Annotated in this window: 12 protein-coding genes, 1 tRNA gene and 2 pseudogenes; 11 read left to right on the forward strand and 4 right to left on the reverse strand. The window is 69.8% G+C overall.

All coding sequences use genetic code 11. The features are described from left to right. Nucleotides 1-3: 3 nt before the first annotated feature. Entirely contained in the window at nt 4-741 is a 738-nt protein-coding gene (locus tag BJY14_RS24195) for a DUF427 domain-containing protein (RefSeq protein ID WP_179845723.1), read from the reverse strand. Nucleotides 742-834: 93 nt separating this feature from the next. On the opposite strand from BJY14_RS24195, the gene BJY14_RS24200 reads away from it, so the two are divergent. The 6 genes and pseudogenes from BJY14_RS24200 to BJY14_RS24215 all read left to right on the forward strand — a co-directional run bounded on the left by BJY14_RS24200 (nt 835) and on the right by BJY14_RS24215 (nt 5,195). Next, a complete protein-coding gene (locus BJY14_RS24200) occupies nt 835-1,977 on the forward strand; it encodes an efflux RND transporter periplasmic adaptor subunit (RefSeq protein WP_179845724.1) in 1,143 nt (380 codons plus the stop codon). After that, nucleotides 1,974-2,693 carry an ABC transporter ATP-binding protein gene (locus BJY14_RS24205; protein ID WP_179845725.1) on the forward strand — a complete coding sequence of 240 codons (720 nt, stop codon included), beginning with the start codon at nt 1,974-1,976 and terminating at the stop codon, nt 2,691-2,693. Before BJY14_RS24200 ends, BJY14_RS24205 begins: the two co-directional genes overlap by 4 nt. Nucleotides 2,694-2,736: 43 nt before the next feature. Next, nucleotides 2,737-2,964, forward strand: a pseudogene (locus tag BJY14_RS47335) (ABC transporter permease); the annotation flags it as partial. A gap of 142 nt (nt 2,965-3,106) precedes the next feature. Then, nucleotides 3,107-3,454: pseudogene (locus tag BJY14_RS46695) on the forward strand (ABC transporter permease); the annotation flags it as partial. A gap of 228 nt (nt 3,455-3,682) precedes the next feature. Beyond that, entirely contained in the window at nt 3,683-3,991 is a 309-nt protein-coding gene (locus tag BJY14_RS45525; protein WP_246397108.1) for an ABC transporter permease, read from the forward strand. A gap of 994 nt (nt 3,992-4,985) precedes the next feature. After that, on the forward strand, nt 4,986-5,195 hold the full coding sequence (locus BJY14_RS24215; protein WP_179845726.1) for a hypothetical protein: 210 nt from the start codon (nt 4,986-4,988) through the stop codon (nt 5,193-5,195). A gap of 1,051 nt (nt 5,196-6,246) precedes the next feature. On the opposite strand, the gene BJY14_RS24220 is transcribed toward BJY14_RS24215, so the two are convergent. Beyond that, a complete protein-coding gene (locus BJY14_RS24220) occupies nt 6,247-7,734 on the reverse strand; it encodes an MDR family MFS transporter (protein ID WP_179845727.1) in 1,488 nt (495 codons plus the stop codon). Between the two features lie 102 nt (nt 7,735-7,836). Here BJY14_RS24220 and BJY14_RS24225 point away from each other — a divergent pair, with 102 nt between their 5' ends. From BJY14_RS24225 to BJY14_RS24235, 3 genes are all read left to right on the forward strand, one after another. Further along, nucleotides 7,837-8,529 carry a TetR/AcrR family transcriptional regulator gene (locus tag BJY14_RS24225; protein ID WP_179845728.1) on the forward strand — a complete coding sequence of 231 codons (693 nt, stop codon included), beginning with the start codon at nt 7,837-7,839 and terminating at the stop codon, nt 8,527-8,529. Between the two features lie 92 nt (nt 8,530-8,621). Beyond that, nucleotides 8,622-10,103, forward strand: coding sequence for an alpha/beta hydrolase (locus BJY14_RS24230; protein WP_312879379.1), 1,482 nt, complete (start codon nt 8,622-8,624; stop codon nt 10,101-10,103). A 65-nt stretch (nt 10,104-10,168) separates the two neighbouring features. After that, nucleotides 10,169-10,244: transfer RNA gene (locus BJY14_RS24235), tRNA-Thr, on the forward strand. 65 nt (nt 10,245-10,309) lie between these two features. Here the strand turns inward: BJY14_RS24235 and BJY14_RS24240 are convergent. After that, entirely contained in the window at nt 10,310-10,594 is a 285-nt protein-coding gene (locus tag BJY14_RS24240; protein WP_218905576.1) for a hypothetical protein, read from the reverse strand. A 237-nt stretch (nt 10,595-10,831) separates the two neighbouring features. On the opposite strand from BJY14_RS24240, the gene BJY14_RS24245 reads away from it, so the two are divergent. Then, nucleotides 10,832-11,365: a DinB family protein gene (locus tag BJY14_RS24245; RefSeq protein ID WP_179845731.1), complete on the forward strand. Its 534-nt coding sequence runs from the start codon at nt 10,832-10,834 to the stop codon at nt 11,363-11,365. A gap of 149 nt (nt 11,366-11,514) precedes the next feature. On the opposite strand, the gene BJY14_RS24250 is transcribed toward BJY14_RS24245, so the two are convergent. Continuing rightward, nucleotides 11,515-11,889 (reverse strand): MarR family winged helix-turn-helix transcriptional regulator, encoded by a 375-nt coding sequence (locus tag BJY14_RS24250; protein WP_179845732.1) that lies wholly within the window; start codon nt 11,887-11,889, stop codon nt 11,515-11,517. A 102-nt stretch (nt 11,890-11,991) separates the two neighbouring features. Between BJY14_RS24250 and BJY14_RS24255 the strand changes: the two genes are divergently transcribed. Then, nucleotides 11,992-13,443, forward strand: coding sequence for an MFS transporter (locus BJY14_RS24255; protein WP_258945082.1), 1,452 nt, complete (start codon nt 11,992-11,994; stop codon nt 13,441-13,443). The last annotated feature ends 205 nt before the right edge of the window (nt 13,444-13,648 follow it).

Below are 13,648 nucleotides of genomic sequence, written 5' to 3' on the forward strand. Positions count from 1 at the left end.
CGATCAGGCGAACTTGCTGGTCGGGCGCGGTTGCAGCACCCCGTCCACGAAGATGTCGACCTTCTCGTTGTAGAAGCAGACCAGTCCTGCGACCTTGCGGCTCTCGTCCAGCGGTGTCCGGTACGACCAGGCCAGATCCTGGTGCGAAACGCCGTTCGCCCGCACCGACCAGTACTCCGCGGTGCCCTTGTACGGGCAGTGCGAGACGGTGCCGGTGGGTTCGAGCAGGTCCATGCGGACATGCGGCTTCGGCAGGTAATAGCGCACCGGCAGGCCCGTCTCGAACAGCAGCCGAGGGCTGGACGACTCCGCGACCGTGACCCCGTCCACCTCGACCCGGACGTGCCGCGACGACGCCAGCACGTCCACGCGCGTGTACGGGTCGCGGGGGTGGACGAAGACCTCCTCGTCCTCTTCGAACCAGGCGTCCATCGCACTCCAGTCGAGCCGGACGAAGCCGGGCATCTCGCTGTAGCGGAGCGCGGCGCCCGGAGCCTGCGCGCCGTCCACCTTCACCGTGTAGGCGGTCGCGTCGCCCCTGCTCGGCGAACGCGTGCCCGGACCGTCCTCGACGAGTTCGGCCCGCACGTCCCCCTCGGGAAAGTAGTAGGTCGGGTAGTGGGGGATCTCCCAGACCAGGGACGGTCGTGTCGAGTCGGCCACCAGATGGCCGCCGAGGTATGCCCTGACGCGCTTGCCGCTCTCCTCGATCCGGAGGCCGGTCTTCCGCGATGTGCCCATGTCCTGGGCAACCCGACCGGATCGGGCCCTATTTCATCTAATTCTCACCCTTGCCTCACGAACGCCACATGAGCCCTCACGAGCCTCATCCGCATGAATCGGACACTCCTGGTCAACGGCGCGCTGGGCGTGCTGCTCGTCGCCGGGGCCGGAACCGCCTACCTCGCCCTCGGCGACGGAGACGGCGGCGCCGCCGCGTCCACCCGCCTCTCCCGCGTCGCGCGCGGGACGGTCGTCTCGTCGGTGTCGGCGTCCGGCTCGGTGGAGAGCGCCCGCAGCCGTTCGCTGTCCTTCGGCGCCTCGGGGACGGTCGCCAAGATCTACGTCAGGGCGGGACGGAAGGTGAAGGCGGGCGACGTCCTGGCCCGCCTCGACCAGACCGAGGCGATCGAGAACGTCGACGCGGCCAAGGCGAACCTGGCCGTCGCCGCCGACGGGGACACCTCGTCCGGGAAGGGGTACGCCGGCTACGTCCAGGCGAAGAACTCCTACAACTCCGCTTTGCGGGCGTACCAGGGGACCGTCCTCAAGGCCCCGTTCGCCGGGACGGTGACCGCCGTCAACGGGACGGTGGGCGGTAGTTCGAGCGGTTCGTCCTCATCCTCTTCGGGTGCGGGCTCCGGCGCCGGGTCGTCCTCGTCCTCCACCACCCCCACCTCTTCGTCGTCGTCGGGCTCGGGCTTCATCGAGCTCGCCGACACCGCGCACCTCCAGGTCGAGGGCGAGTTCACCGAGGCCGACACCACCAAGCTGAAGGCGGGCCAGGCCGCCACGGTCACGTTCGACGCGCTCACCGGCACGACCGCCACCGGCAAGATCACCACCATCGGCGCGGTACCGACGACCACCGACAACGTCGTGAAGTTCCCGGCCGTGATCGCGCTGGAGGACGTCCCGTCCGGGGTCCGGCTCGGCCAGACCGCCACGGTGGAGATCACCGTGGCGCGGGCGGAGAACGTCCTGTACGTGCCGAGCGCGGCGGTCAGGACGGCCGGCGGGCAGAGCACGGTCACGGTCGTCCGCGACGGCAGGCAGGTCCCCACCACGGTCGAGACCGGCGTCAAGGGCGACCAGGGCACCGAGATCAGCTCGGGTCTGAAGGAGGGCGACGAGGTCGCCGTGACCTCCACGTCCACCAGCGGGAACACCGGCCGGCGCGGCTTCCCGGGCGGCGGCGGACCCGGGCTCGGCGGCGCCCCGGGCGGCGGAGCGCCGGGCGGCGGTGGTCGTCGATGACGGCGCCGGTACCCGCCCGCGTCCCGCCCGTTCTCGACATCCGGGACGTGACCAAGGTGTACGGGACGGGCGACACGGCCGTCCACGCCCTGCGGGGCGTCTCGCTGACCGTGGAACGCGGCGACTACGTGGCGATCATGGGCGCGTCGGGCTCGGGCAAGTCGACGCTGATGAACATCATCGGCTGCCTGGACGTGCCGAGCGCCGGCCGCTGCCTCCTCGACGGCATCGACGTCGTCGGCCTCGGCGAGCGCGGCCTGGCGACCCTGCGCAACCGCCGCATCGGGTTCGTCTTCCAGTCGTTCAACCTGATCCCGCGGATGACCGCGCAGGCCAACGTCGAACTGCCCCTCGCCTACGGCGGGCTCAAGGGCGCCGACCGGCGGCGCCGTGCCCTCGCCGCCCTCCGCGAGGTGGGCCTTGCCGACCGCATCCGGCACGAGCCGAACGAGCTGTCGGGCGGCCAGCAGCAGCGCGTCGCCGTCGCCCGCGCCCTGGTCACCGCGCCGACGCTGCTCCTCGCGGACGAGCCGACCGGCGCGCTCGACAGCGCCTCCACCGCCGACGTCCTCGGCGTCTTCGACCGGCTCAGCGGCACCGGCCGCACCATCGTCGTGATCACCCACGAGGACGACGTCGCCGCGCACGCCAAGCGGATCGTCCGCCTCGTCGACGGCCGCGTCGTCGAGGACGTCCGCCGGGAGGTGGCCAGGTGAACCTCACCGGCCTTCGATTCGCCCCGTCCCCGAGGGAGGCCGGGTGAGCGCTCTGGAGATCCTGCGCTTCGCCGTCCGCGGCCTGTCGGCCAACAAGCTGCGCAGCTCCCTCACCACGCTGGGCATCCTCATCGGCGTCGGCGCCGTCATCCTGCTCGTCGCGGTCGGCAACGGCTCGTCCGAGCAGATCAAGAAGAGCATCCAGCGGCTCGGCGCCGACTCCCTCACCGTCACGCCGTCCACCACGGGCCGCGGCGGCCCGGGCGGCTTCGGGACGGCGGACCAGGCCTCGGGCCCCCGCACCCAGGCCCGCGACCTCACCGCGGAGGACGCCGAGGCCCTCACCGCCACCGGCCAGGGCCCCGTCGGTCAGGAGCGCCTCACCTGTCGCGACCAGCCAGTCCGTCACCGCGGGGTACGCCGGCACGAGCGCGACCATCGGCCAGTTCGTCGGGACGACCCCGACCTACTTCGCGGCGGCGAACAAGACCCTCGCGTCCGGCACGGCGTTCACCGCCGCCGACGTCGCCGCCGCGCGCAAGACGGTCGTGCTCGGCAGCACGGTGGCGTCCGACCTGTTCGGACGGGTGAACCCGATCGGCAAGAAGATCGACGTGGGCGGGATCCGCTTCACCGTCACGGGCGTCCTCAAGGCGACGGGCTCCTCCTCGTCCACCTTCTCCGACCCGGACAGCATCGCCGTCGCGCCGCTCCCGGCCGTCCAGGAGACCCTCACCGGCTACGGCGCGCTCGACCAGATCATCGTCCAGGCCACCGGCAGCGACACGGTCGGCGCCGCCGAGGCCGAGGTCACCCAGATCCTCGGCCAGCGCCACGACACGGCCTCGTCGGGTACCGCCGACTTCACGGTCTCCAGCCAGGCGAGCGTCCAGTCGGCCGTCAGCGAGTCGAGCCGGACCTTCACCGTCCTCCTCGGCGCCGTCGCGGCGATCAGCCTCCTGGTCGGCGGCATCGGCATCACCAACATCATGCTGGTCACCGTCACCGAACGGACCCGCGAGATCGGCATCCGCAAGGCCATCGGCGCCCCGCGCGGCGCGATCCTCGGCCAGTTCATCGCGGAGGCCACCGTCCTCAGCCTCACCGGCGGCCTCCTCGGCGTCCTCGCCGGCGTCCTCGGCAGCCTCTTCACCATCGCCGGCGTCAAGCCCGTCCTGGTGCCCTCGTCGATCGTCCTGGCCCTGGCCGTCTCCGTGGCGATCGGCCTGTTCTTCGGCAGCTACCCCGCCAACCGCGCCGCCAAGCTCCGCCCCATAGACGCCCTACGCCACAACTGACCAAGGACCCCCATGCACCCCCACCAACCCCCGAACACCAAATGCCCCGCACTCCCCCAAGAGAGAAATCGCCCCCAGCACTCACCCCAATCCACCGCAAGGCGTCCCGCCCTCCCCTGGCCAACCAACCCCCGAGTACGCCGCCGTCCACCCGTCTCGCCCAACCCGCCCTCACGAACGCCCCAAACAAAACAGCCAGCAGCGCCACAAACAGAACACACAGCACAGGCCAGGCATACGGACCAGGCAAGACAGGCAGGACCGCCAGCGCGTGACCGGCGGGACCGGCAGTGCGGGCGGCGCAGCACGGGCGGTGCGGGACGGGCGACGCAGGCCAGACGAGCAGGCCAGACGAGCAGGCCAGGACCGGCAGGCCGGGCTGACCGAGCGGGCTGGGCTGACCGAACGGGTCGGGCTAGCTGGCCGGGCGGGCCAGGCGGACCGAACAAGACAGGCAGGCCGAACAAGACAGGCAGGCCGAACGGGAATGCGGTGTGCGGCGTGAAGGTGCGTTGTGAGTCGGAGGCGGGATATGCCTGAGAAGCCAAGGGGGGATGCGGAGCTGCTGGCGAGCTCACCCTTCGATGATGATCTAGATACCGATCTGGCGGCGCGTCCGTCACAAAGGTCTCGTCCAGGGCCGACGCTCTACCTCGCGGCCGGAGTAGTCCTGGTCACCGGTTTCCTTGGCGGCGTCCAGGCACACAAGTGGTCCTCGGACGGGTCCTCTGGCCCGTCCGCTGGTGGCTTTGCCGGAGGGCAGGAGCGAGGACGCACCCGGACCAACGGTTACGGAGGTCCACCCGGGGCCTCGGCGCCCCAAGGAGGCTACGGCGCGAACGGTGGACCCGGCGGGGCACCGGGCGACGGATCGGGCGGGGCGGCCAACGGCCCGGGGAACGGCCCGGGGAACGGCCCGGGGAACGGCCCGGGGAACGGCCTGGGCAACGGCCCGGGCAACGGCCCGGGCAACGGTGCGGGAACCGCCGGGACGGTGACCAAGGTCGTCGGCAGCACCCTGTACCTGCGCACCGCCTCCGGCGAGACCGTGAAGGTCAAGACCACCGGCACGACCAAGATCCGCATTGTCGAGGACGGCAAGCTGCGCGACCTCGGGGCCGGCGCGACCGTCGTGGTCCAAGGCTCCACGGGCCAGGACGGCGCCCTGACCGCGACCAGCGTGAACGAAGGCTCCGGTCGCTGATCGTCCACCCCCCGCCCCGTCGACAGATCGAAGAGGGAGAAACACCTCAATGGGCAACACACGCGCGTTCCGGATGCTCGGCCTCCTGACCATCGGAGGGGTGGTCCTCCTGAGCACGGCCTGCGGAAACGGTGACAGTGCCGCAGGCCCGGACAAGACCGCCAGGGCCGACCCCATGGCCTCGTTCCGCGCCTGCCTCAAGAAGCAGGGCTTCGATCTCCCGCAGGGCAACGCCCCGGGCGGCGCACCACCATCTGGCCGCCTGTCGAACCGCCCGACCGACGCCCCGACAACCCGTCCAAGCGCCGACCCAGGAGCCGGACGCCCCACAGGCCGACCAGGCGGCCCTCCGGCCGGCGGCCGACCCTCCGGCGCCCCCAGCAACCGCCCCACAAGATCCGCAGCAGAGCAGAAAGCCATGCAAACCTGCGCCTCCCTAGCCCCCCAGCGCGCCCCCGGCCAAGCCCGACCCACACCCCCACACGAGTCCAGCAGCAACTGACAGAGGTGATACGGGCGAGTACCTCCCGCCAAGGCCCGAACCACGCCCCACGCGAGCTGAGCAGGCGAGCACCTCCGGTCGGGCCCGAACTACAGCCCCGCGCCAGCCCAACGGCAACCGGCAGAGGTGGTGCAGGCGAGTACCTCCCGCCAAGGCCCGAACCACGCCCCACGCGAGCTGAGCAGGCGAGCACCTCCGGTCAGGCCCGAACCACAACCGCACACCAGCCCAACGGCCTGACTGAGGTGAGCAGGCGAGCACCTCCCGCCAAGGCCTGATTCGGCCGCTGACTCACCCCACATCCCCGAGGCGGCAGCGAAGCTCCTGACCGCCAGCCGCCTCCGGCGCCTCGACCAACGACCCCACGAGAGCCACGGCAGAGCTCAAGACCATGTAGGCCTGCGCCTCCCCGGCCCCAAAGGGCCCGATCACCTCCAGCCTGGCGGCCGAAGGGTTGATCTTCGCATCCTGTTTCTGCAGGTAAAGGCGACGAGCTCTAGCTGGTCGACCTCAAGGCGGTGTGTTGCGCTCGCTTACTCGAAGGCAGGCTCAGGCTGGGGTGGGTGGGGCTTGTTTTGGTTTACGCGGGACGGTGAAGACGGGAACCAGAGCCACCACCAGAAGCACTGCCGTCCACCAGAAGGTGTTGGTGAAGGCGTTCGCCAGAAGGGACGGTGTTTCCGCTGCGCGGTGTGCAGCCGCCTCGTCCAGGCTGCCGGATGCGCCGGGGATCTCGTTGCGGATCCCGATCTGCAGGATGACCGCCGTCACCGCCGTGCCGAACGAACTGCCGATGCGGATCAGGATGTTCGCGCCGGTGGTCGCGGCCGGCACCGCTTCGCGGGGCAGGCCCTGGTAGGCCATGGCCATCAGGGGCGGCGCGATCATGCCGTGGCCGAGCCCGACGACGAGCATCGCGGCCATGATCGTGGCGCGTCCCGTGTCGGGGGAGAGGGTGGTGAGGGCCACGGTCCCGGCGAGGACGCAGAGGATACCGCCGATCACGAGCCACCGTCCGCCGAAGCGGTCGCCGAGCCGTCCCGATACCGTCATGGTGGCCATCGCGCCGAGCCCCATCGGGGCCAGCAGCCAGCCCGCGTCCAGGGCGGACTCCCCGCGGACGATCCCCGCGAACAGCGGAACGAGGATCATCAGGCCGAACATCGCGGCGCTGTAGAGGAAGAAGCCGCCCGTCGCGGCGATGAAGGCCCGGGTGCTGAGGCGGCGGAGGTCGACGAGGGCGCTGTCGCCCCTGCGGAACGCGTGCGCCGCGAACGCCGCGACGAGGACGCCGCCGGCGATCGCGGTGATGAGGAAGCGTCCGCTGGTCAGCTGCCTCCCGTTGCCGGCCTCCGACAGCGCGTACACCAGAGCCGCCAGGCCGGGGGACAAAAGCAGCATGCCGATGACGTCCAGCCGGGCGTCCGCGCTGCGCTCATCGTCGCGGGGCAGCATGCGCAGGGCGGCGAGCAGCGCGAGTGCGCAGAACGGGACGTTCACGAAGAACATCCACCGCCAGCTCAGGTTGTCGACGATCACGCCGCCGAGCAGCGGGCCCAGGACCGGGGCCAGCATCGCGGGTACCGAGACGATGCTCATCACGCGCCCCATCCGCTCGGGGCCGGCCTCCCGGACGAGCATCGTCTGCCCGACGGGCATCAGCGTGCCGCCGCCGAACCCCTGCAGGACGCGGAACGCGATCAGTGAGGGCACCGACCAGGCGAGCCCGCACAGCAGTGACCCGCCGATGAACAGCCCGAGCGAGACGAGCCACATCGTCCGGGCCCCGAACCGCCGCACCGACCACGCGGTCAGCGGGATCGCCATCGAGAGGGCGAGGGTGTAGCCGGTCACGACCCACTGGATGGTCGAGAGCGAGGTGCCGAAGTCCCGGCCGAGGGCGGTGATCGCGACGTTGACGATCGTGCTGTCGAGGACCGTCATGATCGCGCCGAGAACCACGACTACCGCGAGATTGCGCAGGTGCGGATCGATGGGCGCCTTCTGGACGGGCGGTGCGGTGCCTGCCGTGGTCATCCCGTCTCCTTCGGTTTCCGTACGCCGTATCGGTAACACCATACAGCGTAGCGCCCCATCCGTACATCGTATCGATACGGCGTCTCGCGTACGATCTCTGTTGTGGCGGCAACACCGAGGTCAGGCGATGTGTGGACGCGTCCGCGCGGCGGGCGCCGGCCGAAGCTGACACGCGAGGCGATCGTGGAAGCGGCGATCAAGCTGGCGGACGCGGAGGGCCTGGACGCGGTGTCCATCCGCCGCATCGCGAGCGAACTGGGCGTCCGGGCGATGAGCCTCTACACCCACATCGACGCGAAGGAAGACCTCCTCGACCTCATGTACGACGAGGTCGCCGAAGAGGTGCTGGTCCAGGGAACGCTGCCGGACGACTGGCGCGAGGCGATGATGGAGATCGCCCGAAAGGAGCGCGAGGCAGGGCTCAGGCACCCGTGGATGCTGCAAGTCGCAGGGCGTTCCATACGCATCGGGCCCAACGGCCTGCGCCACATAGAGCAGTCCATGGCAGCCGCCGCTCGACTCACCGACGACCCGGAAGGCATGCTGGCCATCGTCAAGACGGTCGACCACTACATGCTGGGCTTCATCACGATGGAGCGGCAGGCGGCCGACGCCGCCCCGCAGCACGTACAGACGACCCCCTTGGAACAGTCGTACGTACAGCTACTGGTGGAACGAGGCGAGCTTCCCCACCTCAAGCCCTTCTTGGAGACGAGCTTCTACCGCAACGACAGCTTCGACCTCGGGCTCAAGTGGCTGCTGGACGGCATCGAACACGAATACCGAGGGAAGTAGCCCTCGACCATCATGTCGACGTAGCGTAGGCGGCGGCGTACGTGCCGCTACGACGAGACGGGGACCGGGTGCGGGCAGCGAGACTCATCAGCGTGGCTACTGTGCTGGTCCTGGCGACGGCCACCGGCTGCGACAGCGGTGAAAAGGGCACGAGCCAGGCCGCGAGCGTCCCCACGGGCCTCGGGCAGTTCTACGGTCAGAAACCGTCCTGGAAGGGCTGTCGCAGCGGGTTCGAGTGCGCGACCGTACAGGTCCCCTTGGACTACACCAAGCCGTCCGGCGAGAAGGTCGACATCTCGCTCATCCGGCTCCCGGCCGAAGACAAGTCCGAACGGATCGGCTCCCTGCTCACCAACCCTGGGGGGCCCGGCGGTTCCGGAGTCGACTTCGTCCGCCAGGCGGCCCGCACCTTCGGGAACGACCTGCGCCGCCGCTTCGACATCGTCGGCTTCGACCCGCGTGGGGTGGCGTCCAGCGCTCCCGTCAGCTGCAACACCGGACCCCAGCTGGACGAGTTCTTCGCCACCGACGCCTCCCCGGACGACCCGAACGAGACCAACAAGCTGGGCAGCGAAAGCAAGGCCTTCGCACAACGTTGCAAGGCCAAGGCCGACGCGGAGCTGCCCTACGTCGGCACGGTCAACGCCGCCCGCGACATGGACGTCCTACGCGCTGCCTTGGGCGACCAGAAGCTCACCTACTACGGCGCCTCCTACGGCACGTACCTTGGCGCCTTCTACGCCGAGCAGTTCCCCAAAAACGTCCGAGCCCTCGTCCTGGACGGCGCCGTCGACCCGAAGCTGTCGTCCACCGACCTCCTGATCGAGCAGGCGAAGGGCTTCGAGACGGCCCTGCGCGCCTTCGCCGACGACTGCGTGAAATCGGGTGGCTGCCCCTTCGGCAGCACCTCGGACGCAGTCGTCGCCAAGGTCTCCGCCTTCCTCACGTCCACGGACAAGAAGCCCCTCACCAACACGCGCGACTCCCGCAAGGTCACGGAGTCCCTAGCCGTCATGGGCATCGCCCGGGCCCTCTACGTCAAGGAGTACTGGCCCGTCCTGCGCCAGGCCCTCACCCAGGCGATGCAGAAGGGCGACGGCACCCTCCTCATAGCTCTCGCGGACGAGATGGTCGAACGCAAGGCCAACGGCACCTACAGCAACCAGACCGACGCCAACATGGCCGTCAACTGCGTCGACAAGCCCAACCCGCCGAATCTCGCCGCCTACGGCAAGGCCGCCGAGCAGGCCAAGAAGGTCGCCCCCCGCTTCGGACCGTTCGTCGTCTGGGGCGGCCTCCCGTGCGTTTACTGGCCCGCCCAGACCGAACAGGCACCCAAGCCCATCACCGCCGAGGGCGCCGCGCCCATCGTCGTCATCGGAACCATCCGCGACCCCGCCACTCCCTACAAGTGGGCCCAGAACCTTGCCGGCCAGCTCTCCAGCGGCGTCCTCCTCACCTTCGACGGCGACGGCCACACGGCCTACCTCCAGGGGAACTCCTGCATCACCAAGGCCACCGACGACTACCTGATCAACGCCGACCCGCCCAAGAACGGGACCACCTGCCGCTGAATAACCAGTGCACACCCACCCCCCGACACCCGGTAGACTTCATCCCGCCGTGCCCCGCACGGCGCGCCGCCTTAGCTCAGTCGGCAGAGCGATTCACTCGTAATGAATAGGTCATCGGTTCGATTCCGATAGGCGGCTCCACCTCAGAGGCCCATCGCGACCACCCGCGATGGGCCTTCTGCATGATTGCCTGACACATCGCCTGACTAGACGTTCTCGGCAGCCACGGGGAACACGTCGTCCATGGCCTCGGCGCCGGCCAGCAGCGCGGGCCGGATCTGGTGCCGATAGACCGTCTCGGTGACCTCCGTGCTCTTGTGGCCGGCCAGCCGTGAGATGTCCCTGAAGGGGACGCCGGCGTCCGACGGGCCGACACGAAGCTGTTGTGTCATAGCGTCCGTGGCGTTCACTCGTCTGGGGTTCAGGTCCGTCTTCGCCATGACCGCCCGGAAGGACCAAGGGACGTTGTTGGCGTTCCGCTCGGTGCCCACGGTGGAAGCGAAGACCAGGCCGCTCCTGCCCAGGCCGTGTCAGCTGCCTGGCCCTGCTCGGCCTGCGCGAATCGACCGTCCCACCCCGTTTCGCGTTGGGGTGCGGAGGCCAGTTCTGTTCGGTACGTCTTCTCAAAGGGTGGGCTGGCGCTCCGGATGCCGAAGCGCACTGAGCCCGCCGGCGACGGTGTGGCCAGGCCCGACTGTTGAGGCTGGCACCGCACTACTGTTCGGCGGATGCAGAGCTCTTCGGATCAGGTTCCCGCGCTTCTCGATGGCCCAGGCGTCGAGGTGACAGACGGTCGTGAACTTCTCCTCGGATACTTGGACTGGTATCGCGAGGCACTGATGCGCAAGCTCGCTGGGCTGTCCGACGACGAACTCCGCGAGCCGGTCGAGTCGCTGGGGTGGTCGCCACTCGGGTTGGTGCAGCACCTCGGCTGGGTCGAACGCCGCTGGATGCGCTGGGGATTCGCTGCCGAAGACGTTCTCGCCTATCCGCCTGGGGGCGACGAGTCCGAATGGACCGTCTCTGTTGACCGGTCCACTGCGCAGGTCATGGCCGCCTACCGTTCGGAGGTCGCGAGGGCGCGGGCCCTGGTGGCGGACGCCTCGCTGAACGACCGGGCTTGCTTGGGCGGTCGGTTCCGGACGTCCGACCAAGCTCCCTCCCTTGGCAGGATCCTCTTCCACCTGCTCCAGGAGTACGCGCGCCACGTGGGTCACCTCGACATCGCCCGCCAGCTGCTGGACGGGACGACCGGCGAGTAGCCGTCGATGGACACAGCCCGTAGAAGGTGCGCGCTCCGACGCGTCCATGATTGCAATCGGTCAATCGAAAATATGGCCATGAGCCCTGGGGCGGCTGCCCCCACTGACCGGCACGTCCAGTCGCATCGGCTGCGCCCGCCGGACTCGGATCAGTCGGTCAGGTTCTCGGCGAGGATCTTCAGGTGGGTGTCGCGGGCCTCGGCGTGGCAGCGGCGGCCGGAGTCGGTGATCTCCACGAAGACGCCGCGGCGGTCGGCCTCGCAGAGCCCGCGCTGGACGTACCCGTGCTTCTCCAGGCGGGCGACCGTCCGGGACAGAGCGCTCTGGCTGAGGTACATGGCCGCGGCGATGTCCTGCATGCGACGCTTTTCACAGTCCTGATCCACGAGGCGGTCGAGCGTCTCGTACTCGCTCATGCTCAGGCCGTGGACGTCCTGCAGCGCGCGGTCCAGCGCGCACGCGACCGTGTTGTAGCAGGTCGCCAGCTTGCGCCAGCGGTCGACCAGAGCAGACTCCGCCTCCATGCCGCGCATCGTACCATGCACGCACATCAGATGCACGAGCATTAAATTCGTCGGAACTTTGTGCGTGGACATTTGATGCGTGTGCATGTACTGTCCCTCGACGTGACTATCACCGAGACCTCTCTCGACTCCGCCGTCCGCGCGCCGGGTGCCGTGCGCGCGCCGGCCGAGCAGACCTGGACCCCCCGGCTGTGGGGAGTCCTCGCCGTCCTGTGCGCCGTGTTGTTCCTCGACGGACTCGACGTCTCCATGGTGGGCGTCGCGCTGCCGTCGATCGGCGCTGAGCTGGGCCTTTCGACCACGTCACTGCAGTGGATCGTCAACGGCTACGTCCTCGGTTACGGCGGGCTGCTGCTGCTCGGCGGACGCACCGCCGACCTCCTCGGCCGACGCCGCGTGTTCCTCGCCGCCCTCGCCGTGTTCGCCGTTGCGTCGCTGGTGGGCGGTCTCGTCAACGACGGCACGCTGCTGATCGCCACACGGTTCGTGAAGGGGCTGGCGGCCGCGTTCACCGCGCCGACCGCGCTGTCCATCCTGACCACCACCTTCCACGAGGGGCCGGCGCGCAACCGGGCGCTGTCGGTGTTCTCCGTTTTCGGGGCCAGTGGCTACTCGTCCGGTTTGATCCTCGGCGGGCTGCTGACCAGCTTCGGGTGGCGCTGGACGTTCCTGACGCCCGTGCCGCTCGCCGTGCTCGCCCTTGTCGCCGGCATCGCGCTGATCCCGCGGGACCGGTCGGCAGCCGAGGGAGGACACGACATCCTCGGCGCGGTGACGCTCACCGGCGGCATGCTGCTCGCCGTCTACACGGTGGTCTCGGCGCCCGAGCGCGGCTGGCTGGACCCGGTCACCCTGGGCTCCGTCGTGGTCGCGGCGGCTCTGCTGATCGCGTTCTTCGTCACCGAGAACAAGGTGCGCCACCCGCTCATCCGCCTCGGCATCCTGCGGATCGGCTCGATCGTCCGGGCCAACCTGAGCATCGTCGCGCTGTTCGGCTCCTACCTGAGCTTCCAGTTCATGATGACGCTCTACCTGCAGGACGTGCTGCGCTGGTCGCCGCTGAAGATGGCCATGGCCCTGCTGCCGGCCGGGCTTCTCGTGGCCTTCGGCTCACCGTTCGTCGGGCGCCTGATCGACCGGTACGGAACGCCTCGCCTGATCATCAGCTCGATGGCCTCCCTGAGCCTCGGCTACGCCTGGTTCCTCGCCACGGCCGGGAACGCCCCGCACTACGTGTTCACGATCCTGCCCACGATGCTGCTGCTGGGCGGAGGGTTCGCGTTCGGCTTCAGCTCGATCATGGCGCAGGCCACGGACGGGATCGACGACTCCGAGCAGGGCCTGGCCTCCGGCCTCGTCCAGACCTCCGGCCAGGTCGGCGCCGCCCTGGTCCTGGCCGTGGTCACCGCGCTGGTCGCGGGCGGGACGGCCGCCGGCGGCGACGGCTTCGCCGAGTTCCACCCCGGCGTCAACCTGGTCAGCGCCGTCGCCGTGGTCGGGCTGGCGCTGAACCTGATCCCGCTCCTCCGCCGCTACAACCCGAAGCACACCTGACCGTCCCCACACCGCCCCCCGCCAACGTGGGCCGGCTCGCGCCTCCGCCGCGCGGCCGGCCCACGCCCGTGCCACGGGTTCTTCGCCCAGATGGCCGCTCCTCACGCCCAGCCCGCAACCGGACTCCCGTCCCCCGGCGCCATCGGCCCGCATCTTTCCCCCGCCCCCTCGGCCCGCGTCTTTCTGCCGCCCCGTCGGCCTGCAT

The organism is Actinomadura luteofluorescens, assembly GCF_013409365.1.
Classification (GTDB): domain Bacteria; phylum Actinomycetota; class Actinomycetes; order Streptosporangiales; family Streptosporangiaceae; genus Spirillospora; species Spirillospora luteofluorescens.